The 24324-nt window shown below is 70.9% G+C and carries 24 protein-coding genes and 2 pseudogenes; 16 read left to right on the top strand and 10 right to left on the bottom strand.

All coding sequences use genetic code 11. From position 1 onward, the window contains the following. Window positions 1-50: 50 nt before the first annotated feature. Window positions 51-1490 carry a gamma-aminobutyraldehyde dehydrogenase gene (locus ASC56_RS23260; protein WP_055493456.1) on the top strand — a complete coding sequence of 480 codons (1440 nt, stop codon included), beginning with the start codon at window positions 51-53 and terminating at the stop codon, window positions 1488-1490. A 194-nt stretch (window positions 1491-1684) separates the two neighbouring features. Then, window positions 1685-2869: a spermidine/putrescine ABC transporter substrate-binding protein gene (locus ASC56_RS23255; protein WP_055493455.1), complete on the top strand. Its 1185-nt coding sequence runs from the start codon at window positions 1685-1687 to the stop codon at window positions 2867-2869. Between the two features lie 95 nt (window positions 2870-2964). Here the strand turns inward: ASC56_RS23255 and ASC56_RS23250 are convergent, their stop codons facing one another. From ASC56_RS23250 to ASC56_RS23230, 5 genes are all read right to left on the bottom strand, one after another. Next, window positions 2965-4248 carry an FAD-dependent oxidoreductase gene (locus ASC56_RS23250; RefSeq protein WP_055493454.1) on the bottom strand — a complete coding sequence of 428 codons (1284 nt, stop codon included), beginning with the start codon at window positions 4246-4248 and terminating at the stop codon, window positions 2965-2967. Window positions 4249-4569: 321 nt separating this feature from the next. Next, window positions 4570-5397 carry a ZIP family metal transporter gene (locus ASC56_RS23245; protein ID WP_055493453.1) on the bottom strand — a complete coding sequence of 276 codons (828 nt, stop codon included), beginning with the start codon at window positions 5395-5397 and terminating at the stop codon, window positions 4570-4572. 274 nt (window positions 5398-5671) lie between these two features. Then, window positions 5672-6325 carry a DUF305 domain-containing protein gene (locus ASC56_RS23240; protein ID WP_055493452.1) on the bottom strand — a complete coding sequence of 218 codons (654 nt, stop codon included), beginning with the start codon at window positions 6323-6325 and terminating at the stop codon, window positions 5672-5674. A gap of 78 nt (window positions 6326-6403) precedes the next feature. Then, complete coding sequence (locus ASC56_RS23235) at window positions 6404-6796, bottom strand: DUF6153 family protein (protein WP_199836053.1); 393 nt, start codon at window positions 6794-6796, stop codon at window positions 6404-6406. 532 nt (window positions 6797-7328) lie between these two features. Then, window positions 7329-7718 (bottom strand): BlaI/MecI/CopY family transcriptional regulator, encoded by a 390-nt coding sequence (locus tag ASC56_RS23230; RefSeq protein WP_055493451.1) that lies wholly within the window; start codon window positions 7716-7718, stop codon window positions 7329-7331. A 358-nt stretch (window positions 7719-8076) separates the two neighbouring features. Here ASC56_RS23230 and ASC56_RS23225 point away from each other — a divergent pair, with 358 nt between their 5' ends. The 5 genes from ASC56_RS23225 to ASC56_RS38320 all read left to right on the top strand — a co-directional run bounded on the left by ASC56_RS23225 (window position 8077) and on the right by ASC56_RS38320 (window position 11482). Beyond that, window positions 8077-9021 (top strand): undecaprenyl-diphosphate phosphatase, encoded by a 945-nt coding sequence (locus tag ASC56_RS23225; protein ID WP_055493450.1) that lies wholly within the window; start codon window positions 8077-8079, stop codon window positions 9019-9021. A gap of 388 nt (window positions 9022-9409) precedes the next feature. After that, on the top strand, window positions 9410-9799 hold the full coding sequence (locus ASC56_RS23220) for a hypothetical protein (protein ID WP_055493449.1): 390 nt from the start codon (window positions 9410-9412) through the stop codon (window positions 9797-9799). Then, complete coding sequence (locus ASC56_RS23215; protein ID WP_055493448.1) at window positions 9796-10410, top strand: class F sortase; 615 nt, start codon at window positions 9796-9798, stop codon at window positions 10408-10410. The genes ASC56_RS23220 and ASC56_RS23215 overlap by 4 nt, the downstream gene beginning before the upstream one ends. A gap of 87 nt (window positions 10411-10497) precedes the next feature. Then, window positions 10498-10989, top strand: coding sequence for an RNA polymerase sigma factor (locus ASC56_RS23210; protein WP_055493447.1), 492 nt, complete (start codon window positions 10498-10500; stop codon window positions 10987-10989). After that, window positions 10973-11482 (top strand): hypothetical protein, encoded by a 510-nt coding sequence (locus ASC56_RS38320; RefSeq protein WP_079102669.1) that lies wholly within the window; start codon window positions 10973-10975, stop codon window positions 11480-11482. Before ASC56_RS23210 ends, ASC56_RS38320 begins: the two co-directional genes overlap by 17 nt. A 13-nt stretch (window positions 11483-11495) precedes the next feature. Here ASC56_RS38320 and ASC56_RS23200 read toward each other — a convergent pair whose 3' ends face one another. Both ASC56_RS23200 and ASC56_RS41265 read right to left on the bottom strand, forming a co-directional pair. Next, window positions 11496-12254 (bottom strand): PP2C family serine/threonine-protein phosphatase, encoded by a 759-nt coding sequence (locus tag ASC56_RS23200; RefSeq protein WP_055493445.1) that lies wholly within the window; start codon window positions 12252-12254, stop codon window positions 11496-11498. Between the two features lie 296 nt (window positions 12255-12550). Then, a complete protein-coding gene (locus ASC56_RS41265) occupies window positions 12551-12715 on the bottom strand; it encodes a hypothetical protein (RefSeq protein WP_199836052.1) in 165 nt (54 codons plus the stop codon). A gap of 327 nt (window positions 12716-13042) precedes the next feature. Between ASC56_RS41265 and ASC56_RS23195 the strand changes: the two genes are divergently transcribed. From ASC56_RS23195 to ASC56_RS23170, 6 genes and pseudogenes are all read left to right on the top strand, one after another. Beyond that, the gene (locus ASC56_RS23195; protein ID WP_063784997.1) at window positions 13043-14668 is read left to right on the top strand and encodes an ATP-binding protein; all 1626 of its coding nucleotides are present in this window, start codon (window positions 13043-13045) and stop codon (window positions 14666-14668) included. Window positions 14669-14750: 82 nt separating this feature from the next. After that, window positions 14751-15146 (top strand): roadblock/LC7 domain-containing protein, encoded by a 396-nt coding sequence (locus ASC56_RS23190; protein WP_079102668.1) that lies wholly within the window; start codon window positions 14751-14753, stop codon window positions 15144-15146. Between the two features lie 3 nt (window positions 15147-15149). After that, window positions 15150-15542: a DUF742 domain-containing protein gene (locus ASC56_RS23185; protein WP_055493444.1), complete on the top strand. Its 393-nt coding sequence runs from the start codon at window positions 15150-15152 to the stop codon at window positions 15540-15542. Beyond that, the gene (locus ASC56_RS23180; RefSeq protein ID WP_079102667.1) at window positions 15520-16191 is read left to right on the top strand and encodes an ATP/GTP-binding protein; all 672 of its coding nucleotides are present in this window, start codon (window positions 15520-15522) and stop codon (window positions 16189-16191) included. Before ASC56_RS23185 ends, ASC56_RS23180 begins: the two co-directional genes overlap by 23 nt. Next, window positions 16115-16717 (top strand): GAF domain-containing protein, encoded by a 603-nt coding sequence (locus ASC56_RS23175; protein WP_055493443.1) that lies wholly within the window; start codon window positions 16115-16117, stop codon window positions 16715-16717. The genes ASC56_RS23180 and ASC56_RS23175 overlap by 77 nt, the downstream gene beginning before the upstream one ends. Before the next feature lie 231 nt (window positions 16718-16948). Next, window positions 16949-17617, top strand: a pseudogene (locus tag ASC56_RS23170) (RNA polymerase sigma factor); the annotation flags it as partial. A 97-nt stretch (window positions 17618-17714) separates the two neighbouring features. On the opposite strand, the gene ASC56_RS23165 reads toward ASC56_RS23170, so the two are convergent. Continuing rightward, window positions 17715-18398 carry a glycerophosphodiester phosphodiesterase gene (locus ASC56_RS23165; protein WP_055493637.1) on the bottom strand — a complete coding sequence of 228 codons (684 nt, stop codon included), beginning with the start codon at window positions 18396-18398 and terminating at the stop codon, window positions 17715-17717. A gap of 20 nt (window positions 18399-18418) precedes the next feature. After that, window positions 18419-19511 (bottom strand): annotated as a pseudogene (locus ASC56_RS23160) (adenosine deaminase). 242 nt (window positions 19512-19753) lie between these two features. Here ASC56_RS23160 and ASC56_RS23155 point away from each other — a divergent pair. After that, a complete protein-coding gene (locus ASC56_RS23155; protein WP_055493441.1) occupies window positions 19754-20509 on the top strand; it encodes a DUF4190 domain-containing protein in 756 nt (251 codons plus the stop codon). A 181-nt stretch (window positions 20510-20690) separates the two neighbouring features. On the opposite strand, the gene ASC56_RS23150 is transcribed toward ASC56_RS23155, so the two are convergent. Beyond that, window positions 20691-21254, bottom strand: coding sequence for an NADAR family protein (locus ASC56_RS23150; protein WP_199836051.1), 564 nt, complete (start codon window positions 21252-21254; stop codon window positions 20691-20693). Between the two features lie 210 nt (window positions 21255-21464). Here ASC56_RS23150 and ASC56_RS23145 point away from each other — a divergent pair, with 210 nt between their 5' ends. Next, window positions 21465-23018: a gamma-aminobutyraldehyde dehydrogenase gene (locus tag ASC56_RS23145; RefSeq protein WP_055493439.1), complete on the top strand. Its 1554-nt coding sequence runs from the start codon at window positions 21465-21467 to the stop codon at window positions 23016-23018. Window positions 23019-23073: 55 nt separating this feature from the next. After that, window positions 23074-24321 carry a spermidine/putrescine ABC transporter substrate-binding protein gene (locus ASC56_RS23140; RefSeq protein ID WP_055493438.1) on the top strand — a complete coding sequence of 416 codons (1248 nt, stop codon included), beginning with the start codon at window positions 23074-23076 and terminating at the stop codon, window positions 24319-24321. Window positions 24322-24324: the final 3 nt, after the last annotated feature.

Here is a 24324-nt window from a genome sequence, read left to right as displayed (position 1 = left end):
ACTAGGGTGGGTGTCTCAGCGATTGGACACCCGAACTTGGAGGGCCCGCAGTGAGCACCGAGCTGCGTCGTCTGCGCAACTACATCGACGGCGAATTCCGCGACGCCGCCGACGGACGGACCACCGAGGTGGTCAACCCCGCGACCGGTGAGGCGTACGCGACCGCCCCGCTGTCCGGGCAGGCGGACGTCGACGCCGCTATGACGGCCGCCGCCGCTGCCTTCCCGGCCTGGCGCGACACCACGCCCGCCGAACGCCAGAAGGCCCTCCTGAAGATCGCCGACGCGTTCGAGGAGCGCGCCGAGGAACTGATCGCGGCCGAGGTCGAGAACACGGGCAAGCCGATCGGGCTGACCCGGTCGGAGGAGATCCCGCCGATGGTCGACCAGATCCGCTTCTTCGCGGGCGCGGCCCGTATGCTCGAAGGCCGCTCGGCCGGTGAGTACATGGAGGGGATGACCTCGATCATCCGCCGCGAGCCGGTCGGCGTGTGCGCGCAGGTCGCGCCGTGGAACTACCCGATGATGATGGCCGTGTGGAAGTTCGCCCCGGCGATCGCGGCGGGCAACACGGTCGTCCTGAAGCCGTCGGACACCACCCCGGCGTCCACGGTCCTGATCGCCGACATCATCGGCTCGATCCTGCCCAAGGGCGTCTTCAACGTCATCACCGGCGACCGTGACACCGGCCGCATGATGGTCGAGCACCCGACCCCGGCGATGGCGTCCATCACCGGTTCGGTCCGCGCCGGCATGTCGGTCGCCGAGTCCGCGTCCAAGGACCTCAAGCGCGTCCACCTGGAGCTGGGCGGCAAGGCGCCGGTCGTCGTCTTCGAGGACACCGACATCCCCAAGGCCGTCGAGGACATCTCGGTGGCGGGCTTCTTCAACGCCGGCCAGGACTGTACGGCCGCCACCCGCGTCCTCGTCCACGAGTCCATCCACGACGAGTTCGTGGCCGCGCTCGCGAAGGCCGCCGCCGAGACGAAGACGGGCCAGCCGGACGACGAGGACGTGCTCTACGGGCCCCTCAACAACCCGAACCAGCTCAAGCAGGTCTCCGGCTTCATCGAGCGCCTGCCCGCGCACGCGAAGGTCGAGGCCGGCGGTCACCAGGTCGGCGACAAGGGCTACTTCTACGCGCCGACCGTGGTCTCGGGCCTCAAGCAGGACGACGAGATCATCCAGAACGAGGTCTTCGGCCCGGTCATCACCGTCCAGTCCTTCACGGACGAGGAGCAGGCCGTCGAGTACGCGAACGGTGTCGAGTACGCCCTCGCGTCCTCGGTGTGGACGAAGGACCACGCACGCGCGATGCGCATGTCCAAGGTCCTCGACTTCGGCTGTGTGTGGATCAACACGCACATCCCGCTGGTCGCGGAGATGCCGCACGGCGGCTTCAAGAAGTCCGGCTACGGCAAGGACCTGTCGGCGTACGGCTTCGACGACTACACGCGGATCAAGCACGTGATGACGTCGCTGGACGCGTAGGCGCCGGTCAGCGGTCGCGCGGCCCCGGACGGGACATCTCCCGTCCGGGGCCCGCGCTGTTGCCGGGAAGCTGCGGTCCGGCGATGGCTCTCGTGCCTCTCAGTTCCGGCAGATCGACAAGGTGTCGCGTCTCCACCGGCCCGCTCGACGGGGCGTCCATTGTCCGGCCCGGTATCCGACGGCATGCTGCGGGGATGCCCCGGACACCCAGGACGCCCCCTCCCTCCCGCCGGTCCCTGCTGCGCGCCCTCGGTGGAGGTGCGCTGATCGGCGCGCTCGCCGGCTGTGGTGTGCCCGCCGCCTACGTCGCACCCGGGGAGCGGACCGCCGCCGATCTGTCCGCCCGGGACAAGCGGCTGACCTGGGCGAATTGGCCCCTGTACATCGACACGGACGACAAGAGCCCGAACCGGCGGCCGACGCTGGAGGCGTTCGAGAAGCGGACGGGTATCGCGGTCGACTATGTCGAGGAGATCAACGACAACGACGAGTTCTTCGGGAAGATCAGTCCAGCGCTGATGAACCATCAGCAGCCCGGCCGCGATCTGATCGTCATCAGTGACTGGATGTGCGCGCGGTACGTACGCCTCGGCTGGGTCCAGGAGATGGACCGGGCCCGCCAGCCGCACGTGGCGCGCGGGCTCGACCCGCTGCTGCGTTCACCCGCCTTCGACCCGGGACGGAAGTTCACGGTGCCCTGGCAGTCCGGCATCACCGGCATCGCCTACAACCGCCGCAGGCTCGGCCGGGAGATCCAGCACGTCTCCGATCTGTGGGCGAGCGACCTCGACGGACGCGTCACCCTGCTGTCCGGGCTGGACGAGGCGTTCGCGCTGCTGATGCAGGGCAATGGCGTGGACATCACCCGCTGGACCGCGGACGACTTCCACAGGGTGTGCGACCAGGTCGAACGGCACGTCCGCCGCGGCCGGATACGCCGGTTCACCGGGAACGACTACACCAAGGACCTGGTCAGCGGCGATGTGCTGGCGTGCCAGGCGTACTCGGGCGATGTGATCCAGCTCCAGGCGGACAACCCCGACATCCGCTTCGTCGTGCCCGAGGAGGGCGCCGAACTGTGGGCGGACTCGCTGATGATCCCCAACCGAGCCCGCCACAAGGCGAACGCCGAGCGGCTCATGGACTACTACTACGAGCCCGAGGTCGCCGCGGGCCTCGCCGCCTGGGTGAACTACGTCTGCCCCGTCCCGGCGGCCAAGGAGGTCCTGGCCGCGTCCAAGGACACCGCCGCCCTCGCCGAGAACCCCCTGATCTTCCCGGACACGACGATGCGACAGCGCCTGGCGGTCGCACGGGACATCACGTCCACGGAGCGGGTGGAGTTCGCCCAGCGGTGGAACAGGATCGTGGGGTTGTAGCGGGCAGGCGCCCGCGGTGCTCCGGCGCTGCTCTCGATCTCACACCGGTGACCGGTCGCGGCAAGCCTTCCCTTCGGTGGCAGACACCACCTTGGTCAGGGCGCGGTAACCCTTCGGGTGGCGTGGCGGGCGATGCGGGTGGCGGCGTATTCGGTGCCGGCGACGAACCGCATCATCGGACCGAACATCGGTGCGGCGAGCGATCCGGTGAAGTACAGGCCTGGCACAGACGATTCGAACGTCGCGGTCAGACGCGGAGCCTTCGAGCCCGGCACGCACGCCACCGCACTGCGCACGGCGGGCGACAGGAAGGGCACGGCGTCCAGGTCGAGCCGGTAGCCCGTGGCTGCGAGAACATGGTCGACGGTGAGGGTCTCCGACGCGCCGCCGGCCCCGGTGAGCCCCAGTCGCACGGTGGACTCCGCAGCCTCGGCACGGGTGACGCGAACCGACGTGCGCACCGGCACGATGCCCTCGACCCGGTTGCGCAGCCACCAGCCGCCCGACGGTCCCAACGCCCGCCGGAACAGCAGCAGTCGGGCCGACGGGGGCAGCCGCCTCACCCCGCCCGGCGCCTTGCAGACCGCGGCCAGGGTCCAGCCCGGGCCCAGGGGCGAGGCGGGCTTGGCGAGGCGCTGCGGCCAGGGCCGGGCCAGGCTGGGCCTCCTGCCCCACAGCACGCGGTCCTCGCGGACCAGTACCTGCACCGCCGCGCCGGCCTCGTGCAGCAGGGCGGCGCTCTCCAGCGCGGACTGGCCGCCGCCGACCACGGCAACGCGCCGGCCCGCGTACGGGGACAGATCGGTGTGATGGCTGGTGTGCGACACCAGGGCCCGGGGCCCCGGCCGTTCGAGGCACAGGCGGCTCAACTCGTCCGGGATGTGGGCCAGTCCGTGCAGGCCGGTGGCCACCACGACGGCCGCGGCGGCCAGTTCCCGCCCGTCGTCCAGCTGGACCACGAACGCCGAGTCGGACGCGGCCCGGCTGACTTCCAGCACGCGCGCGGGGTCGACCTCGCCGACGTGCTGCTTCTGGAACCACTGCCCGTAGCGCACGAAGACGTCGCAGGGGATCGGTGTCAGTTCGGTCAGTTCCGGCTCACCGTGCATCCGGCGGAAGTCCGCCAGGCGTGCGCCGGGCACGGGTGCGGACAGGTCGGTGGCGGCCGGGGTCGACTTCAGGAACATCCCGGTCGCCATGGCGTGCCGCCAACTGCCCATCACCTCACCGAAGATGCGGACCGGTACCCCCGCGGCCCGCAGATGCGCGGCCACGGACAGTCCGTACGGGCCGGCGCCGACCACGACGACAGGAAGTCCCCCGCGACCCGTGGACGCCTGCTCGTGAGCAGGGCGTTGTCCCGGAAGCGACTGTGTCATGCGTCCCCCATGGTCCCCTCGCCGCCGTCCCCACGGCAGCGCGATGTTCCGGGATGGCGCGCCGGCGGAACGCCGGAGCGCCTGTCCCCCCTCCGCCGGTCAGTGTTACCCGTCGACCGGTCTCGGGACACGACATCGGCGTACGTTGCCCAAAACCTGGTCGAACCGTAAACATGCGACGCCTCGCAGCTCTCCGAGGCCCCAGCGGGAACGGGAGGCTTGGGCTGATGCTCGGCCGCGGGGAGGCCGGCGCCGAGGGTCAGGCGGCCGGCGCCGCCGGGGCACTCGCTTGCCCGTTCGGGTTCCGGGCAGGTGGTCGATTCAGGCGCCCGCGGCCGTGACGACGGCGTCCGTGGCGAAGCCGAGCAGGAGGCCGAGGAGGACGCACCAGGTGGTGAGCGTCTTGGGTCCTGTCCTGCGGGCAACGGCCAGCAGTTCGATGACCACGTAGAGGATGGAGCCCGCGGCGAGGCCGAGGAAGGCGATCGAGAGGGTGTCGTCGACGAGGTACCGGCCGACGATCGTGCCGAGGAAGGTGGGGCCGCCGCCGATCAGGCCGAGCCACAGCAGCGTGAACCAGGACGGCCGTTCCCCTTCGGCGGCCAAGGGGGCGACGATGCCGAAGCCCTCGGTGGCGTTGTGCAGGCCGAACCCGATGATCAGCAGGACGGCGAGGGAGAGCTCGCCCTGGGCGGCGGAGTTGCCGATGGCCAGGCCCTCGGCGAAGTTGTGCAGGCCGATGCCGGTGGCGATCATCAGCGCGAGTGAGGCCGCCTGGCTACGGGCCTTGCGGGCCGGCTCCGCGGTGACGGCGGCACCGGGCCCCGCGGACCGTTCGGCGGCGGCCCGGCGGCGCGCGATCCAGCCGTCGTAGTGCACGAGCCCGGCCAGTCCGATCGTCAGGCCCGCGGCCAGGGTGCCGCCCCCGGAAGCGACCGTTGCCCACTCGTGCTTGCTCAGTGCCGCGTCGACCGGCTCCCAGGCGTGGGTCAGTACGTCCCAGACGAGGAAGATCAGGATGCCGATGGCCACGGCGTTCAGTCCGGCCCTCAGGCGCGGTGTGGGCGTGCGAAGGCGGCCGATGGGGAGGCCGAGGTAGATGGTGAAGCCTGCGATGGCGCCGAGCAGGGCTATGTTCGCGCTGGACATGGGGACTCCGGTCTGACGTGCACGGGAAGCCCACCGAAGCTAAGACAGGGAAGGCTTACCTAACAACCTGCGGAGTCCGACTTCAAGGAAGCTTGGCGAAGTCATTACGCGGCGGCGTTCGTGGTGTGCGAATGGCTTGCCGCCTGCGAGCCCCTGCGGGACGACGGCCGTGACGTCGTCACGTGACGGCGAGGCCTGTGTGCCTCCCGCTGACGCTTCCGCCGCGCGGTGGAGCGGGGAGGCCGGTGCCGGCACCGGCCTCCCCGTGGTCGTGTCAGCTCTTGCCGAGCAGCTTGTTCATCTCGGTGATCTCGGCGTTCTGTGCCGTGACGATGTCATCGGCCATGGCGGTGGCAGGTTCGTACCTGCCCTTGTTCCTCTCGGTGGTGGCCATCTCGACCGCGCCCTTGTGGTGCTCGACCATCATGGCCAGGAACATGGTGTCGAAGCCCTTGCCAGAGGCCTTCTTCAACCGGTCCATGTCCTTGGTGGCCATCATCCCGGGCATGGCGGAGTGGCTGGAGTGATCCATACCGGGCATGGATCCCATGGAACCGCCGGACGTCGGCACGTCCTCGCCCCAGGACTTCAGCCAGCCGGTCATGGTCGTGATCTCCGGATCCTGCGCCTTCTCGATGCGTGAGGCGAGGTCCTTGACCTGGGCGGAGGAGGCCCGGCCGGCGGCGAGCCCCGCCATCTCCAGGGCCTGCTGGTGGTGCGGGATCATGCCCTGCGCGAAGGAGACGTCCTGGGCGTTGTGCGCTCCGGCAGTCGCTGCGGCGGTCGCGGACGACGAGGCCGAGTCATGGCCCGAGTGGCCGCTGTTGTCACCGCCGTTGCCACTGCCGCAGGCGGCGAGGACGACGGCGGCGGTGGCGGTGGCCGCGACGAGGGCAGCGCGGCGCGTCGGGTTACGGGGGATGGTCATGCCTGAACTCCTGCGGTGCGAAAGAAGGGATCTGGGCGTGCGCGGGCGCCGCGTCAGGACGTGACGCGGTGAAGGGCCCTAGATCCGCAGGAGTTGGAGTTCGGCCAGAGACGGTGGCGCGCGTGCGCCGTCCGGATCCGTGACCGTGTACGAGCACCCGGCGTCGGCGTGCGCGGCAACGGCCACCGGATCGGGTGTGAGCGCGGGCAGTTCGGGTCCCCCGCTGACGGCGCCCGACGCGCAGGTCGAATCGGCGTGCTGAACGTGGCTTCCGCCGCAGTGACCGTCGGCGCAGTGACCTTCCATGGCCATGGCGACGGACGCATGGCGCGCGTGGGGGTGCCCCGGAGCAAGGCCGCCGGGTGCCAGGGCGTGCATGCCCAGCAGCCCCGCCAGCAGACCGAGCACGAGCAGCGCCCGCCACCGCCCCTTGGGCGGTCGCGGAGCGTGGTACTGCTCGCGGCTCTTCATCGGGATCATCCTAGGGGCAGGGCCTGGGGCGGGCTCAGCGGTGGTGCCCGTTGTGCATGCGGGCGTGTCGTGCTCGTGTTCGGGGTGATCGGGCGATTCGCCCGTCATGGGCAGCATGGCCGATCCGCTCGTCATGGGCAGCATGGCCGATCCGCCCGTCATGGGTGACATGGCAAGGCACCGGTGCGCGGGAAGCGTACGACCGGGGCGATGACCGGCAGCAGGAACGCGAGCGGGAACGACCCCGGACGGGCACTCGGATGACCGAGGTCGCTACCGGAGGGCGGCGACGCGGCGGGGCACTGGGCCTGCCGTGGCGAGCGGGCCGAGGCGGCCGAGGATGCCGAGGGCGGCGCCCGCCGCTCGGGCTAGTGCTGTGGCCGGAAAGGTTTGCCGGGAAGCTCGCGGCGTCCGGTTCGGTGCATCGCAAGGCGGAGCGTCGCCCGCGTACTGGATGTACTCGGGCGATGCGACAACGCGGCGAGGTGCCGTGCCGGGCGTCGCGAGCCGGTGAGCCTATCCGGTCGCAGCACTAGCGGTCGGTGTCCGGTTCGGAGCCGAGCAGGTGCCGCAGCAGGTCGGCGTCCGCGTCGGACAACTCGTCGGCGAAGCGGGCCAGTACGGCGGCTCGGTCGGGGCGCTCCTCCAGGACGGTGCGCATACGGCGGGCGGCGAAACCGGCGTCGTCCGTGACGGGGGCGTAGGCGTAGGCCCTCCCGTGGGGAGTCCGGGTGAGCAGTCCCTTGGTGTACATCCGGGTGAGGATCGTGACGACGCTGTTGTAGGTCAGCTCGCCTCCGAGACGTTCCGTCACCTCGCCCGGGGTCAGCGCGGTCTCGGCCCGCTGGAGTTGGTCAAGGATCTCGGCCTCGCGGACGCCGTTGGCCCGCCTGTGCTTCCGGCCCCGTGCGGTGTCGCCCATGGCGTTTGTCGTCCCCCTCCCGTCGCCCCGGTCGTGCAGAACCTTTACGGCCGTGTAAAAGATCGGCCACCTCCTGAGTGTGTCATGCCTTCGTCCTCCTCCGGCAGCCCACGATCGGGGCGTGGGTCGGAGGTGCCGGCGAACGCATGGGCGGTGGCGGCGCGGCTCCGTCGGCGCAGGACGCCCTCGCCGTATCGCCGCAGGACGCCCTCGCCGTACTCACCTGCACGGCTTGCGGTCCCTTCCGTCGTCTTCTACATTCGCCCATGACTTTTACGCGCGTGTAAAAGTTACCCGCTACCGGGTGCGCTCTGCCGTGGCCCGTCAGCGTCCCCTCGATGCCCGACGAGGAGTCCCCGTGACCGAACTGTCCTATCTCCAGGCCGTCGTCATCGGCGCCCTGCAAGGCGTGACCGAGCTCTTTCCGGTCTCCAGCCTCGGCCATTCCGTGCTGGTGCCCGCCTGGATCGGTGGCTCCTGGCACCATCTGGTCACCGAGAACGCCAGCGGCAACTCGGAAGGCTCCCCATACCTGGCCTTCATCGTCGCCCTGCACGTGGCGACCGCCGCGTCCCTGCTGTTCTTCTACCGCAAGGACTGGGTCGGCATCATCCGCGCCTTCGTCACCACCGTGCGCACCCGCCAGGTCACCACTTCCACGGAGCGCCTCGCGTGGCTGCTGATCGTGGCCACCATCCCGGTCGGTATCACCGGACTGGCTCTGGAGCACACGTTCCGCACTCTGTTCGCCAAGCCGCTGGCGGCCGCGGTGTTCCTCACGATCAACGGCCTGATCCTGCTGCTCGGCGAGCGACTGCGCCGCGGCTCCGAAGCCCGGCAGACCGCGGCGCGCGCCGCAGCGGTGAGCGCGGGCCCCGGCGCCGCCCTCGAAGCCGACATCACCACGGAATCCGGAGAGCGGCGGCTGGAGACCTTGAGCTACCGCGAGGCGGGCGTCATCGGCCTCTTCCAGACCCTGGCCCTGCTGGCCGGGATCAGCCGGTCGGGCATCACCATGGTCGGCGGGCTGCTGCGTGGCCTGGACCACGAGGACGCCGCCAAGTTCTCCTTCCTCCTGGCGACCCCCGTGATCCTCGCGGCGGGTCTGCTCAAGCTGCCCAGCCTGGCCGGGCCCGCGGGCGCACACATCCACGGTCAGTTGGTCGTCGGCTTCTTCACCGCCGTCATCGCCTCGTACACCGCCGTGCGTTTCCTGTCGCGGTACTTCACCACCCGCACCCTCACCCCGTTCGCCGTGTACTGCCTGCTGGCCGGCGGCGCCAGCATCATCTGGTTCGCCTGACGGCCGGATCGCCTGACGGCCGGTTCGCCCGACGGCCGGATCGCCCGACGGGCGCCGCAACGACGGCGACGTCCCTGACGGTTCATCGGCAAGGCGGAGCAGGAAGATCCCCGCCGGATCCCGGCGGGGATCTTCCTGTGCCGGTCGTCGCCCGGCCCGGTCCGGGTCCCGACCCGTGACCGGAACGCCACTGAATCCATCACTGCGCGCGAGGACTTCTCGAATCGCTCGGGCGTCATGCGCCGGCCGAGTGGTCCGCACGACGGTCGCCGACCTCCCGCGGCTTTGCCATCTCTTTACAACCTGCCCCGCCGTTGCCTCGTCTCTCCGCTCGATCCGTAACTCAGCCCGGCGGGTACCGGGCGGACCGATGAAAGAGAGCGATCCGATGCGCCGAACTGTCCTCAGTGCCATGGCACTCACGTGCACCGCCGTGCTGGCGAGCACCGTGCCCGCGTTCGCCCACGGGGCGAGCCCGGTCCCGACCGTCGCCAGGACCACCGCCCCGGCTCCCAGCGCCGAACCCACCCGGGCGCCGAGCGCCGAACCCACCCGGGTGCCGAGCGCCACACCCACCCGAGCGCGGAGTGCCGAACCGAGCCAGGGCCGGAGCCAGGTCTCCGTCGTGCCGACGGGCGCGCCCGACACAGGAGTGACGGCCGCGTCCTCGGGGTCGGGGTCCGAGGGCGCGCTGATCGGCGGGGGAGCTGCCGCGGTGCTTGTCGCGGGCGGGGCGGCGGTCTTCGTCGTACGTCGCCGGCGGGCGACCGGGGCATGATCCCGCTCTCCAGGCGCGCGTTCGCCACCGCGGCGGTGGCCTCGCTGCTCGTGGGCTGCGCCGGCCACGGGCCCCGGCAGACCACGACGACCGCACACTCCGGGAGTACGCCACCGCCTTCGTCGGCCTCCGTGAACGCGACGCACGCTCTGGGGCGTTCGGTGCCGGTCAGGCTGCAGATCCCGGCCGTCGGGGTCGACACCCCGGTCATCCGGCTGGGGTTGGCGCCGGACGGCACTGTGCAGGTGCCCCCGGTGACGGCACACGACCCGGCGGGCTGGTACGGGCATTCGCCCACACCGGGTCAGGTCGGCCCGTCGGTCATCCTCGGTCACGCCACGGTCGGCGCCTACGGGGACGGGGTCTTCCGTCACCTCGCGCGGCTGCACCGGGGCGACCGGATCGTGGCGCGCCTGGAGAACGGCACGGCGGCCGTGTTCGCCGTCAGGGCCGTACGGACGGTCGCCAAGGCGAACTTCCCGGTGGACGACGTCTACGGGGACGTAAACCGTCCCGAACTGCGGCTCATCACGTGCGGCGGGCCCCGTACCGGCCACGGGTACCTCGACAACGTGATCGTCTTCGCCGCACTGAGCTCCACCAACCCCTGAGCCGAGCTCATGGATCCCGGGCCCACGGAACGTACGCCGACGGTCCGGGATCCTTCCCCACAGGTGCCCTCACGACCATGGAGAGCGTTGAAACGGTCCCGCGACACGGCAGCGTCCGAGCTGTTCGCCGCCCTCTACCCGCGCCTCGCCGGCTGGTGCCGCCGTCTCGTCGACGACGACGAGACGGCGCACGAGGTCGCCTCGGAGGCGTTCACCCGGCTATGGGCCCGCTGGACGTCCGTGGACGAGCCCCGCGGCTTCCTCTACGTCACCGCGGCCAACCTCGTCCGGGACCACTGGCGCAAGTTGGAGCGCGAGCGCAGGGCCGTGCGCCGTGCCACCTCGGAAGCCGCCGTCCGGCCCCCCACCGAACAGGCCGACCCGACGGTACGCCTGCTCGTACAGTCGCTGCCGGAACGACTGCGCGTCCCGATCCTGCTGCACTACTACGCTGACATGCCGATCCGGGAGGTGTCCGTGCTGACCGGGCGCAAGGAAGGAACCGTCAAGGCCGACCTCCACGCGGCCCGGGAACTGCTCCGCGTCCACCTGAGGAGAAGCCTTGACCACACGCCTTGACGACGGTCCGGAGTACCAACCCGACGACCCCCTCGCGGTGATCCTGCGGCCCCCCTCCGACCACCTCGGGCCGCCCCCCGGCCGATACGAGGCGATCCGCCGCGCCGCGGCCCGCCGCCGGGCGCTCCGCGCCGCGGCCGGGGTCGGCCTGTCCTGCGCCGTCGCCGTCCTCGTCGCGCTGCCGCTCCACCCGGCGACACCCGAGGCACCCGCGCGCCCGGTGGTCCCTCTCGCACCGCCGCCCACGAGCGGTCATACGGTGCCCCCCACGCCGTCGGTGTCGCCCACCCCGTCGGCGTCCCCCACCCCGGCTCCGTCCGGGCCCGCCAGCCGGCGCCCCACCGGGCGGCCCGGGACCGACACCACCGGCGTCCCGGGCGTCCGGGCGACCCCCACCCCCCGGCCGACGGCGACACCCACCTCCGCACGCGTCGAGCCGTCGGCGGGGCGCAGCAGCGCCGTCCGCACACCCTCGAGCCCCACCCCGCCGTAGGCGGCTGCGCTGCTCAGGTCTCGGCGACGCGTACGAGGGCGAGAGTGATGTTGTCGGGGCCGCCCTCGGCGATGGCCGCCCTCCACAGCTCGAACGCGGCCCGGCCGTCGTCGTGGTCCCGCAGCACACCGGCTACGGCGTCGTCCGGTACGGGATCGGTGAGGCCGTCGGTGCAGACGAGGTAGCGGTCGCCGGGCGACAACGGCTCGGTCGTCACATGAGGGACGACGGCGCGGTACTGCGGGGTGCCGCCGAGAGACTGCGTCACCAGCGAGGTGGTGCGCTGCCCCGGCTCCAGCGGCGGGCTGTCGTCCACGCTCAGCTGCCGGGGCCCCTCCCGGGGCACGGCGAAGACCCGGCTGTCGCCCACGTTGAACACCAGCAGCGACTCGGGCAGTACGACGACTCCCGCGAGCGTGGTGCCCATCATCATGACCGCGCCACCGTCGTCGTCGCCCTTGGCCTCGGCGGCGGCGTACACGGCGCGGTTGCAGGACTCGACAGCCTCCCGGACGGCGCCCTCACTGCTCAGCGCGGGCCCGACGGACGCGAGCCGCCGCACGACCAGCGCACTGGCCACCTCACCGCCGGGGTGCCCGCCGAGCCCGTCGGCCACGGCCACGACCAGCGGCGTGCCCAGCGGGAACACCAGTGTCTGCGGATTCTCGGTGACGGTCGCGCACAGCGTCCAGGGCCCCACCGCGAGGCTGTCCTCGTTCTTGTCCCGCAGCAGCCCGGGATGGCTCAGCGCACTCACAGCGACATACGACACCCAAGGCCACCGCCCTCCGGCCGGCCGGCCCGGACCCGGGCCGGGCCACGTCTTCGAGTCTAGGCCCGCACCTCGGCCCCGCGTCGTCCGCCGGGGCTCGCCGCTCCAGCCGGACCCCCGTACGGGAACCCCGCCCTTCCAGCCGGACCCCCGTACGGGAACCCCGCCGTTCCAGCCGGACCTGCGATCGGCCAGGCGGACCGGGCAGGCCCGGGAAGCAGCCGGACGCCGCGGCGCCGGGCGTCACAAGGAGCCGGTCCTCGTTGCCGGGCCCGGCTCCGTACTCCTCTGCAGGTCTACAGGTCGTCGCTCCGCTCGCCCTCCGCCTGGGACGGCTCGGTCCTGGGGACGTCGGGGTGCTGTTCCATCGCCGTGCACTCGCTCGCCTCGTCGCGCTCTCCTTCGGCCTGCGACGGCGTACCCGAGTACCACGTGTCGTAATCCGAGGCTCCGGATTTCATGGGGGCCTCCTTCGTCGGTCATCTCCATGCTCCACCTCCACGGGCGTTGCGGCGAGAGGAGTCTTCGAGGCGACGGACGTGCAGTACGGGGAGGGGCCCGCTGAGATGAACACGGGGCCCGGCCGGCCGTCCGTTCCTGCACGGAACCGGCACGGAACCGGCACGTGGGTCAGGGCTCCTGGGGCGGCCCGGGATCGCGCCATCTGATAAATCATTACCCACTAGGTAACTGGTCGTGACGCGGCGGGCAGTTACCTGTAACGTGCACCGCACACTTTTGGCCCGCTGGCCGATTTGCAACCAGGGACTGTGATGCAGGAACCTTCCATGCTGCCCGCTCATACCCCCCAGGAGACGATGGCGATCGACGCTCCGGCGTGGCATGTCCCGGACGCCGATCCGTTCGGGCGCGGCAGGGCGATCGAGCGCCACATGGTGCTTGTGGCGGTGCTGCCTGCCGGGCTGGTGGCCGTCACCGGAGCCGCTGCCTGCGCCCTCCTGTCCACCGCGGGCGGGAGTCACGCCGACAAGGGCGCCTTCTGGGGACTGCTCACGGGCACGCTGCTCGTCGTCGGCGGGATCCTCACGGGCGCGGGGCTCTTCGCCGCCAGGAAGGCGCGGGCCCTTGGACGCCGCTATACCGAGGTGAGCAGCTTCGCGGTCCGCGGCCAGGCCGAACTGGCGCAGCTGCGGCTGCAGCTCGAACGCAGCCAGGAGCTGATGGAGCGTCGGCGCGGTCGGGGCAGCCCGCTGCCGGACCAGGCGGGCGACGCGCTCGACCGGCTGGGGGATGAGATCGCGTCCGCCTGGCACACCGCCCAGGAGACAGCTCAGGGGCCGGCGGAACAGCCGCGCGGCGGCGAGCACTTCGAGGTCTTCGCCAACATGGCCCGGAGGCTCGAATCGCTGGTGCACCGCGAGATCGGGCTGCTGGACGACCTGGAGAACGAGGTCGAGAACCCGGACCTGCTCAAGGGCCTGTTCCGGGTGGACCACCTGGCCACCCGTATCCGGCGATACGCCGAGAACCTCGCCGTACTCGGTGGCGCGGTCTCGCACCGCCTGTGGACCCAACCGGTCAGCATGAGCGACGTGATGCGCTCCGCGGCCGCCGAGATCGAGCAGTATGCGCGGGTCAAGATGGTTCCCCCGGTGGAGGGGACGGTCAGCGGGCACGCGGTCGTCGATGTGGTCCACCTGCTGGCGGAGCTGGTCGAGAACGCCACGGTGTTCTCGCCCCCCCACACGGAGGTGCTGCTGCGTGCCGAACACGTCACCGCTGGGCTGGCGATCGAGGTCGAGGACCGCGGCCTGGGTATGACGTCCGCCGAGCGGAACCAGATGAACTCCCTGCTCGGCTCGCCGGACGGGGTCGTTCTGGGTGAGCTGCTCAAGGACGGCCGGATCGGCCTGTACGTGGTCTCCGCGCTCGCGCGGCGGCACGGCATCGCCGTACGGCTCCAGAACAACGTGTACGGCGGTACCCAGGCGGTCGTCGTGCTGCCGCACGAACTGCTGGGCCGCCAGCAGGAAGTGACGGAGCAGCAGCAACCGTCGGACATCGCATCCCCAGCTCCTCGAACACCACCACCCACTCATGGACATGCGGAGGACTCGGCAGAGCGGGCACGGGCCCGGGAGATCCCCGTCGCCAGCACCTCGGCACCCGCGCCGGTGGCCGAACCGCCGCTGGCCCCCACCGCGCCCTCCACGCCGGGAGACGGCCGCCCGTCGCTGCCCAAGCGGCGCCGTCAGGAACACCTGGCCCCCGAATTGCGAGAGGCCGACCAGACGGACGTGGTGGTGGAGGAAGCCGAGCACGATCCAGGCCTGATGGCCGCCTTCCAGACCGGCGTCCGCCGGGCCGAGAGGTCCGAGGAAGCCGAGGATTCCAGGGAAACCGACACCACCACGTCCGTCGGCGGGCATACCCGACCGGACCCGGCCCCCTAGGGCCCTTCCGGCGGTCTCCGTGGGACGGAGATCCGTCGGAAACGCCGTAGCAGTTCACGTCATTGAGGAGAAGTGCACGATCGTGGTGAGCGAAGATCTTTCTTGGCTGTTGAGCGGTCTTGTGCAGCGCGTACCGCATACGCGCAGCGGACTGCTGTTGTCGTCGGACGGTCTGGTGATGGCCTCGGACGGCCTGGAGCGAGACGCGGCGGATCATCTGGCGGCCCTGTCCAGCGGGCTGTACTCGCTGGCCCGCAGTGCCGGCAAGCGATTCGACGACGGCGGTGAAGTGCAGCAGATCGTGACCGAACTCAGCAACTCGCTGCTCTTCGTCTCCGCTGCCGGGCAGGGTGCCCTGCTGGCGGTACTCGCCGGGCGCGACGCGGATGTGGCGGTGCTGGGCTACGAGATGACCATGATGGTCAAGAGCGTCCGCCGTCATCTCGGGGCCGCTCCACGTCAGTCGGTGGGGCAGTGACGGATGCCGGACGACCCGGGTGACCCGGACAGGCCGCTGCTCGACGACGCCGTCGGACGGATGGTCCGGCCGTACACCGTCAGCGAGGGACGCACCAAACCCACGTGCCACTTCGACCTGATGACCATGGTGGTGGCCACCGGTACCAGGCTTCCGGGCAACCTCGGACTGGATCACAGCCATGTGCTGCAGCTGTGCCGGACGCCGGTCACGGTGGCCGAGATCGCGGGGCTCACCCGCATGCCCGCAACGGTGATCAAGGTGTTGCTGTCCGACCTGGTCGAGCGTGGCGCCGTCGTCACACGGCCCTTCAACCTGGCAGTGCAGGGGTCATGTGCTGCCCCTGATCTGGATCTATTGGAGGCGTTGCGGGATGGGCTCCTCAAGCGACTCTGAGGCACCCGGCGCCGACTCCCTTCCGATGGGGATCAAAATTCTGGTCGCCGGCGGTTTCGGGGTGGGCAAGACCACCTTCGTGGGAGCGGTCAGCGAGATCGAGCCGCTGAGCACGGAGGAACTGCTGACCGAGGTCAGTGCTGCCACGGACCGGCTGGACGGGGTGGAGAGCAAGGTCACCACCACGGTGGCCATGGACTTCGGCCGGATCACCATCGACCCCCACCACGTGCTCTATCTGTTCGGCACGCCCGGTCAGGAGCGCTTCTGGTTCATGTGGGACGAGCTGTCAGCCGGTGCGCTCGGTGCCGTCGTACTCGCCGACACCCGTCGGCTTGACCACTGTTTCGCGGCGGTCGACTTCTTCGAAGCACGGGGCATCAGCTTCATCGTCGCGGTCAACGAGTTCGACGGGGCGCACCACTACGAGCCGGACGAGGTGCGGGCGGCGCTGGACCTCAAGCCCGAGGTGCCGGTGGCCCTGTGTGACGCCCGCCTCTCCAGCTCGGGCATCCGGGTTCTACTTTCACTCGTGCAGCATCTGATCACTTCAAGGAGTTCCCATGGCAGGGATGGTGTCCAAGACTCCCTTCGGAGCGGAGACCGGGATCGCCGTGCGTCATCTTCTTCTCCCGCCGCAGGACCCTGAGGCACCGGCGCGGGCGCGGCGGCTCCGGGAACTGGGGATCGAGGACAAGCCGGTTCCGGAGTTCGACGACTTCGCACGCGAACTGGCGCAGCGCACCGGTGGGTGCTACGCGGGGGTCAACTTCTTCATCGACGAGAACCGCCAGTACTTCGCGGGCCTGTACAGCGCGGCCTCGGACGTGACCGTGGAACTGGAGTCCCCGCTGCTGGCTGACCCCGTGCCTGGCCGGGTGATGCCCCGCGACCTCGACATCGGCTTCTGCCCCCACGTGGTGAGGCGGCGCAAGGCCCTGGTGCTGGACGACGTCCGCGACTTTCCGCGCTTCGCCGGGAACCACGTCGTCGACGCCATCGGGATCCACTCCTACCTGGGGGCCCCGCTGATCGACCACACGGGCATGGTGCTGGGCACGATCTGTGTCGTGGACCAGGATCCGCATCCCTGGGGTCACCAAGGACTTGAGACCATCAAGTCGATGGCGGCCGCGCTGGTGGAACGCATCGAACGCCCCGAGCGGGGCCGGTGAGCGCAGACCCCTGGTCCAGCACCATGGCGTGACAGGGCCGTGAGCCCGTCCCGGCCCAGATCACCTCGTCCCGTGGCGGGCGGGAGGCGGGGGGCGGGGGACGGACGCCTGCCCGCAAAACTGTTATCCCGCCATCCGGGTCTCCGTCTCCCTCAGTGCCGCCCCGTACGTCACAGCCACGGCTGAGACGCTACGTCGCAGGGCGGTACGACGAGGGTGGAGAGGACGCACGTGGACACCCGGCAGTGGCGCTCGACCGTCGCGGCGGCGCAGGCGGGCGACCGGCAGGCGCTGGACGAGCTGGTCGCGGGCTGGCTGCCGCTGGTCTACAACATCGTCGGCCGTGCGCTGGGCGGCCACGCGGACGTCGACGACGTCGTACAGGAGACGATGCTGCGGGCCGTGGACAACCTGGGCACGCTGCGCGATCCGGACAGCTTCCGCTCCTGGCTGGTCGCCATCGCCATGCGGCAGATACGGGACCGTGCGCGCCGCCGCAGGCCCGAGCCGCTACCCGCTGACGCGGGCGACCGGGCCGCCGACTTCGTCGAACTCACCGTGCTGAGGCTCCAGTTGGAGGGACAGCGGCGTGAGGTCGCGAAGGCGGTGCGGTGGCTCGACGACGAGGACCGGCAACTGCTGTCGCTGTGGTGGCTCGAGGTCGCCGGAGAGCTGACCCGCCGTGAACTCGCGGCCGCGCTCGGCGTCACCCGGCAGCACGCCGCCGTCCGGGTGCAGCGGATGAAGGCGCGGCTGGAGGTGGCGCGCGGCATCGTACGGGCGCTGGAGGGCTCCTGCCCCGAGCTGGAGCCGGTCACCGCCCGCTGGGACGGACGGCCCGGTTCCGTGTGGCGCAAGCGGCCGGCCCGGCACATCCGTGGCTGGGCGTACTGCTCCGGGGTGGACGACGTACCGCTGGTCAACGTGGCTTGACCGCCGTGCCCGCGAAGGAGCGGGTCCACCGCGGACTCGGGGCCCACCGGGACCGTCCGCCGTTTCACTGCCCGCGCATCGCGCACAGCGCGTCTATGCGGTTCGTGGTGATCGAGTCCACACCCATGCCGAGGAGGCGCCGCATCGAGCGGCGAGTGTCGGGGGTCCACACCGACAGCAGATGACCGCCTCGGTGCACCCGGGCCGCGAGGTCCCGGTCGACCAGGCCGAAGCGGTAGTTGAGCCAGCGCGGACGCACCGCGTCGAGCAGAGCGGGCCGCGGTGGGGCCAGGGTCGTCCAGGTCAGGGCGATCTCCGCGGAGGGGGCGGCGGCCCGGACCGCCAGCATGGTCTGCGCGCCCGCGCAGTAGTACACCCGCTCCTCGGCCCCGCACGCCCGGACGACGTCCACGATCCTGCGCACGGCGCGCGCCGGGGGCCCGCCCGGCAGGTCGATCAGCACCCGGCTCCCGTCGGTCGCCGCCAGGGCCTCCGCCAGCGTCGGCACCCCGCCCGCCGTCAGCCCTTGCACCTCGGCCGAGGAGAGCGAGGTGAGGGGCCGGTCCCGCTCCCACAGCCGTTTCAGTGTCTCGTCGTGCAGCAGCACGGGAACGCCGTCCCGGGTCAGCCGTACGTCGATCTCGACCGCGTCCGCGCCGAGTTGGAGCGCGGAACGCAGTGAGTCGATCGTGTTCTCGCGGTGGCGGTAGGGGTCGCCGCGATGGGCCACGGCAGTCACGGTACGCATGGGCCCATTGTGGTGGGCGGTCAGGACGCCGACCATGCCGAGGTGTAGGCGTCGATCTCGGCGGCCAGCCTCGCCTTGCCCGCGTCGTCGAGGAAGGACGCCTCGACCGCGTTCTTGGCCAGGTCCGCGAGGCCCCGCTCGTCGAGGTCCAGCAGCCGTGCGGCGACCGCGTACTCGTTGTTGAGGTCGGTGCCGAACATCGGCGGGTCGTCCGAGTTGATCGTGACGAGGACACCGGCGCGCACGAACTCCTTGATGGGGTGCTCGTCCAGTGTGCGCACCGCGCGGGTGGCGATGTTGGAGGTCGGGCAGACCTCCAGGGGGATGCGGCGCTCGGCGAGGTGCGCGAGCAGCTTCGGGTCCCGGGCGGAACTGGTGCCGTGCCCGATGCGCTCGGCCCGCAGCTCGTTGAGGGCGTCCCAGACCGTCTCGGGTCCGGTCGTCTCACCGGCGTGCGGCACGGACCTGAGGCCGGCCGCTATGGCCCGGTCGAAGTAGGGCTTGAACTGCGGTCGCGGTACGCCGATCTCGGGCCCGCCGAGCCCGAACGAGACGAGCCCCTCGGGGCGCAGCCGGTCGTCGGTGGCGAGCCGCGCCGTCTCCTCCGCGGATTCGAGGCCCGCTTCTCCGGGGATGTCGAAGCACCAGCGCAGCACGGTCCCGAACTCGGCCTCCGCCGCCTTGCGGGCGTCCTCGATCGCGTCCATGAACGCGCGCTCGTCGATGCCGCGGCGGGTGGACGAGAAGGGAGTGATGGTCAACTCGGCGTAGCGGACCTGCTGCCGGGCCATGTCGCGGGCGATCTCGTACGTCAGCAGCCGTACGTCCTCGGGGGTCCGGATGAGGTCGACGACGGACAGATACACCTCGACGAAGTGGGCGAAGTCCGTGAACGTGAAGTAGTCGACCAGGGCCTCGGGGTCGGTGGGCACCTTGGAGTCGGGGTGACGGGCGGCCAGTTCCGAGACGATACGGGGGGAGGCCGAGCCGACGTGGTGCACATGCAGTTCGGCCTTGGGCAGTCCGGCTATGAAGGCATGCAGATCGCGCACGGCAGGGGTCTCGCGGTGGTCGGTCAAGGGTTGCTCCCCGGGAACGGCGTCCCGGCGCCAGGCCCGGGCGGGACGCGGTGATCGGCTGATCGGTGACTCGGGGATGATCCTAGTGCCGCCGCCCGGCGTCGGCGGTGGGGATGGCCGGAGACTGATGCGCTCCTCGGCCGGGGACATACCCTGGCCGCCGGACCGGCCGCTCCGCGCTCGGCGGCGGCCAGGCTGCTTCGGTGACGGGGCGGCCGGAGTGCCGCCGATGGGCCGGTCGTAGCATGGCGGGGCGAAGCAACTAGGGGGGCGGTCGTGAGCGACGAAGCACATCCGGGACAGGGCGCGGCGGCGGGTGGGGACAACCCGTGGGCGCCGCCGGAGCAGAAGGTGCCGATGGACAAGCCCGGGACGGGCCAGCCGCCGGCGTCGTTGCACGACCAACTCACGATGGGCGGCACGATGCCGGTGGCGGGCGCGTCGTTCCCTCCGCCGGCGTCGGGACCGGCGGGCGGGTCCTACCCCGTGTCCGGGCCCGGCCAGGCGGCCGCCGGACCCGCGCAGGCGGGCGCACCGGTGGGCACACCGCTCCCGAGCTATCAGGGCTTCCCCCTGCCGCCACCGCCGGCCGCGCCCGCGGACCCCGGGGCGTCCGCGTACGCTGCACCGGGCGGCTACGGCTACCCCGTGCCACCCGGCTACGCCGGTTACGGCTGGCCCGGTATGCCGATGCCCCCGCGCAACGGGCTGGGGGTCGCCGCCTTGGTGCTCGGCATCCTCTCGGTCTGCCTGTTCTGTCTGTACGGCGTCTTCTCCCTGGTTCTGGGCATCCTCGCGGTGATCTTCGGGATCAAGGGCCGCAAGCGGGCCGACCAGGGGGAGGCGGACAACCGCGGGCAGGCCCAGGCGGGGTTCGTCCTCGGCATCATCGGGATCGTCCTCGGTATCGCCGTGATCGCCCTGCTGATCATCGTGATCACGGCCGCGATCAACGAGGACAAGTCGCACTCCTCGTCGCCCTACGTCGGCAACGCGCTGGGGGCCTCGGCACCCGTGCTGTTCCACGACTGACGCGACAGCCCTCGGCGCCCGGCGCCGAGGGCACCACCACCCGACCGCCGCGGCTCCGCGACGACGTCGTCCCCGTCATGCGCTCGTCCCCGTCACGCGTTCGTCCCCGTCACGCGGTCAACCCCGGATGTGCTCGTCTCGGCTCTCGGTCATCCCGGCTCTCGGTCGTCCCCGCACGCGCTCACCCCCGCAACGCGCCCAAGCGCTCGCGCGCCTCCATCAGCGCGAACCCCAGTAGATTCGGGCCCCGCCACCGCTCGGGATCCGCCGCCCGCTCGTCGTCCGCCGCGAGGCCTATGCCCCACACCCGGTCCACCGGGCTCGCCTCGACGAGCACACGGTCCCCCGTGGCCAGCAGGAACGCACGCAGATCGGCGTGCGCGGCGAATTTGTGGACGCTGCCCTCGACCACGATCCCGAAGCGCTCGCGCTCCCATGTGCCCTCGTCGAAGTCCCGCACCAGCCGCCCCGCCTTCTTGGCGAGAGCCGGGCTCGATGCCTCGACGGCCCTGCGCTCCGCCTGCGCGTCGCCGAAGAGCCGCGCCTTCGACGCCATCATCCAGTGCTCCGCCGTCGCGTACTCCACGCCGTCCACGGTGAACGGCGACGGCCACCACTGGCTCAGACAGCTCGCCCCGATCTGTCCGTCCGGGCGCGGACGATGGCCCCAGAAGTGCAGGTACTTGATCCTCGTCCCCGCGTGGACCTCCCTGACCAGGGCTTCCCAAGAACCGATCTTCCCCATGCAGGCGAGTCTGGCACGCGCCACTGACACTCCGTCCGCCCCTGGGCAGGAGGACTCGACACCTGGTCCGACAGATTCCGTCGCGTAACCAAAAGGCAACAACGGAATCACTTGTTGGAGTCCATTGGCTCTGTCAGGATCGGCACTCAAATCGAGCTGGAGCTACGCCAGACCCGCGGCGGACGTGGCCCGGCGGCGGAGGAGAGCGACATGCAGAATCCGGGCAACGCCGACGACGCCGGCACCCGCATCCGGACGCAGTACGACGTACGGGAACGCCTCGCGGACGGTGCGCAGTACATAGGGGGAAGAGCGGCCAAGGGCACGTCGGGCCGTATCCACGCGGTCGTCGACCCCTCTACCGGCGCGGAGGTGTACACGTACGAACTGGCCGGTGCCGAGGACGTGGACCGCGCCGTGGCCGCCGCCCGTGCCGCCTTCCCCGGCTGGTCCGCCGCCACGCCGGGCGAGCGCTCCGACGCGCTGCACCGCTTCGCCGCCGTCCTCGCCGACCAGGCCGAGGAACTCGCCCGCTTCGAATCCCTCCAGTGCGGCAAGCCCCTCAAGCTGACGCGGGAGTTCGACGTGCCCGGCACGATCGACAACACCGCCTTCTTCGCCGGTGCCGCCCGGCATCTGCAGGGGCAGTCCGCGGGCGAGTACTCCGGCGACCACACCTCCTACGTCCGCCGCGAACCCATCGGTGTCGTCGGCTCCGTCGCGCCCTGGAACTACCCACTCCAGATGGCCGCCTGGAAGATCCTCCCGGCGATCGCCGCGGGCAACACCGTCGTCCTCAAGCCCGCCGAGCTCACCCCGCTGACCTCGCTCCTGTTCGCCCGGGCCGCCACCGAGGCGGGCATCCCGGACGGCGTGATCAACATCGTCACCGGGACCGGCAAGGAGGCGGGCGAGCACCTCGTCGGCCATCCCGACGTGGCCATGACCTCGTTCACCGGTTCCACCGGCGTCGGCAAGCGGGTCGCGGAGATCGCCACCGCCACCGTGAAGCGTCTTCACCTGGAGCTCGGCGGCAAGGCACCCTTCGTCGTCTTCGACGACGCCGATCTGGAGGCCGCCGTCCACGGCGCGGTCGCGGGCGCGCTCATCAACACCGGACAGGACTGCACGGCCGCCACGCGCGCGTACGTGCAGCGGCCGCTCTACGAGGAGTTCGTCGCGCGGACCGCCGCCCTGATGGAGACCGTCCGGCTGGGCGACCCCTTCGCCCCCGGCACCGATCTGGGCCCGCTGATCTCGCACGTCCAACGCGACCGCGTGGCCGGCTTCGTCGACCGGGCGCGTGCCTACGCGCGCGTGGTCACCGGAGGCGAGGCTCCGGAGGGGGATCTCAAGCCCGGCGCGTACTATCGGCCCACCCTTGTCGCCGACGCGCCCCAGGACAGCGAGATCGTCCAGTCCGAGATCTTCGGGCCCGTGCTCGTCGTCCTGCCCTTCGACGGCGACGACGAGGGGATCCGGCTGGCCAACGACACCCCCTACGGCCTCGCCGCCTCCGCCTGGAGCCGCGACGTCTACCGGGCGAACCGTGCGACCCGTGAGATCAAGGCGGGCTGTGTATGGGTCAACGACCACATCCCGATCATCAGCGAGATGCCCCACGGCGGCTACCGGGCCTCCGGCTTCGGTAAGGACATGTCAGCGTACTCGTTCGAGGAGTACACACAGATCAAACATGTCATGTTCGATAACACTGCGGTGGCCCGTAAGGACTGGCACCGCACGATCTTCGGGGACCGCTAGCAGACAGGCCGCCCCACCCCCGGCCGCACCCCCCTCCCGAAAGGGCACCACGCGCATGGAGCAGTACGAGCCCGACCGCCTGACCCCGGCCCAAGTGGCCGCCATGCGGCGCAGCTTCCGCAACGGCAGCGCCTCCCTCAGCCGCCGGTCGCTGCTGCGCGCCTCCGCGGGCGGCGTGCTCGCGGCGGGCGGACTCGGGGCGCTGAGCGCCTGCGGGATCCCCGCGGCGGGCAAGACACAGGGCGGCACGTCCAGCCAGGACCACTCGGCGCAGGAGAAGGTCGTCAACTTCTCCAACTGGCCCCAGTACATCGACGCCGACAAGAGCGGCAAGCGTCACCCGACGCTCGACGAGTTCGCCCGGCAGACGGGTATCCAGGTCAAGTACACCGAGGACATCAACGACAACAACGAGTTCTTCGGCAAGGTCAAGCCGCAGCTCGCGGCGGGTCAGGACACCGGCCGGGACATCATCGTCCTCACCGACTGGCTGGCCGCGCGGGTGATCCGCCTGGGATGGGCGCAGAAGCTGGACCCGGCGAACCTGCCGCACGCCTTCGCCAACCTGTCCGACCAGTTCCGCGCCCCGGACTGGGACCCGGGGCGGGCCTACTCGTACCCGTGGCAGGGTGTCTCGACCGTCATCGCCTACAACAAGAAGGCGCTGAACGGCATCGAGGTGAAGTCGATCTCCGATCTGCTCGACAACCCCGGGCTCAAGGGCCGTGTCGGCTTCCTGTCGGAGATGCGCGACAGCATCGGCATGACGCTGCTCGACATGGGCAAGGACCCGGCCAAGTTCACCGGTGACGACTTCGACGCGGTGATCGCCCGCCTCCAGAAGGCCGTCGACAAGGGGCAGATCCGCCGCTTCACCGGCAACGACTACACGTCCGACCTCTCCAAGGGCGACCTGGCCGCCTGCGTCGCCTGGGGCGGCGACGTCGTCCAGCTCAAGGCGGACAACCCCGACATCGACTACGTCATCCCGGAAGCCGGCTACATGACGTCCACGGACAACATGCTCATCCCCAACAAGGCGCGCCACAAGGCCAACGCGGAGCGGCTCATCGACTTCTACTACGAGCCGAAGCCGGCCGCCGAGCTCTCCGCGTACATCAACTACGTCTGTCCCGTCAACGGAGGGCAGGAAGAGCTGGCGAAGATCGACAAGGCGGCGGCGGACAATCCGTTGATCGTTCCCACCAAGGCCATGGCAGCCAGGACCCACTCCTTCCGCGCGCTGAGCGAGAAGGAAGACGCGGCCTACGAAGAGAAGTTCGCGAAGCTCACAGGGGCGTGACGA

Origin of the sequence: Streptomyces sp. TP-A0356 (assembly GCF_001417775.1) — a bacterium.
GTDB lineage: Bacteria > Actinomycetota > Actinomycetes > Streptomycetales > Streptomycetaceae > Streptomyces.
Note: the sequence above shows the minus strand (reverse complement) of the source record. Positions and strands in the feature narration are given on the sequence as shown.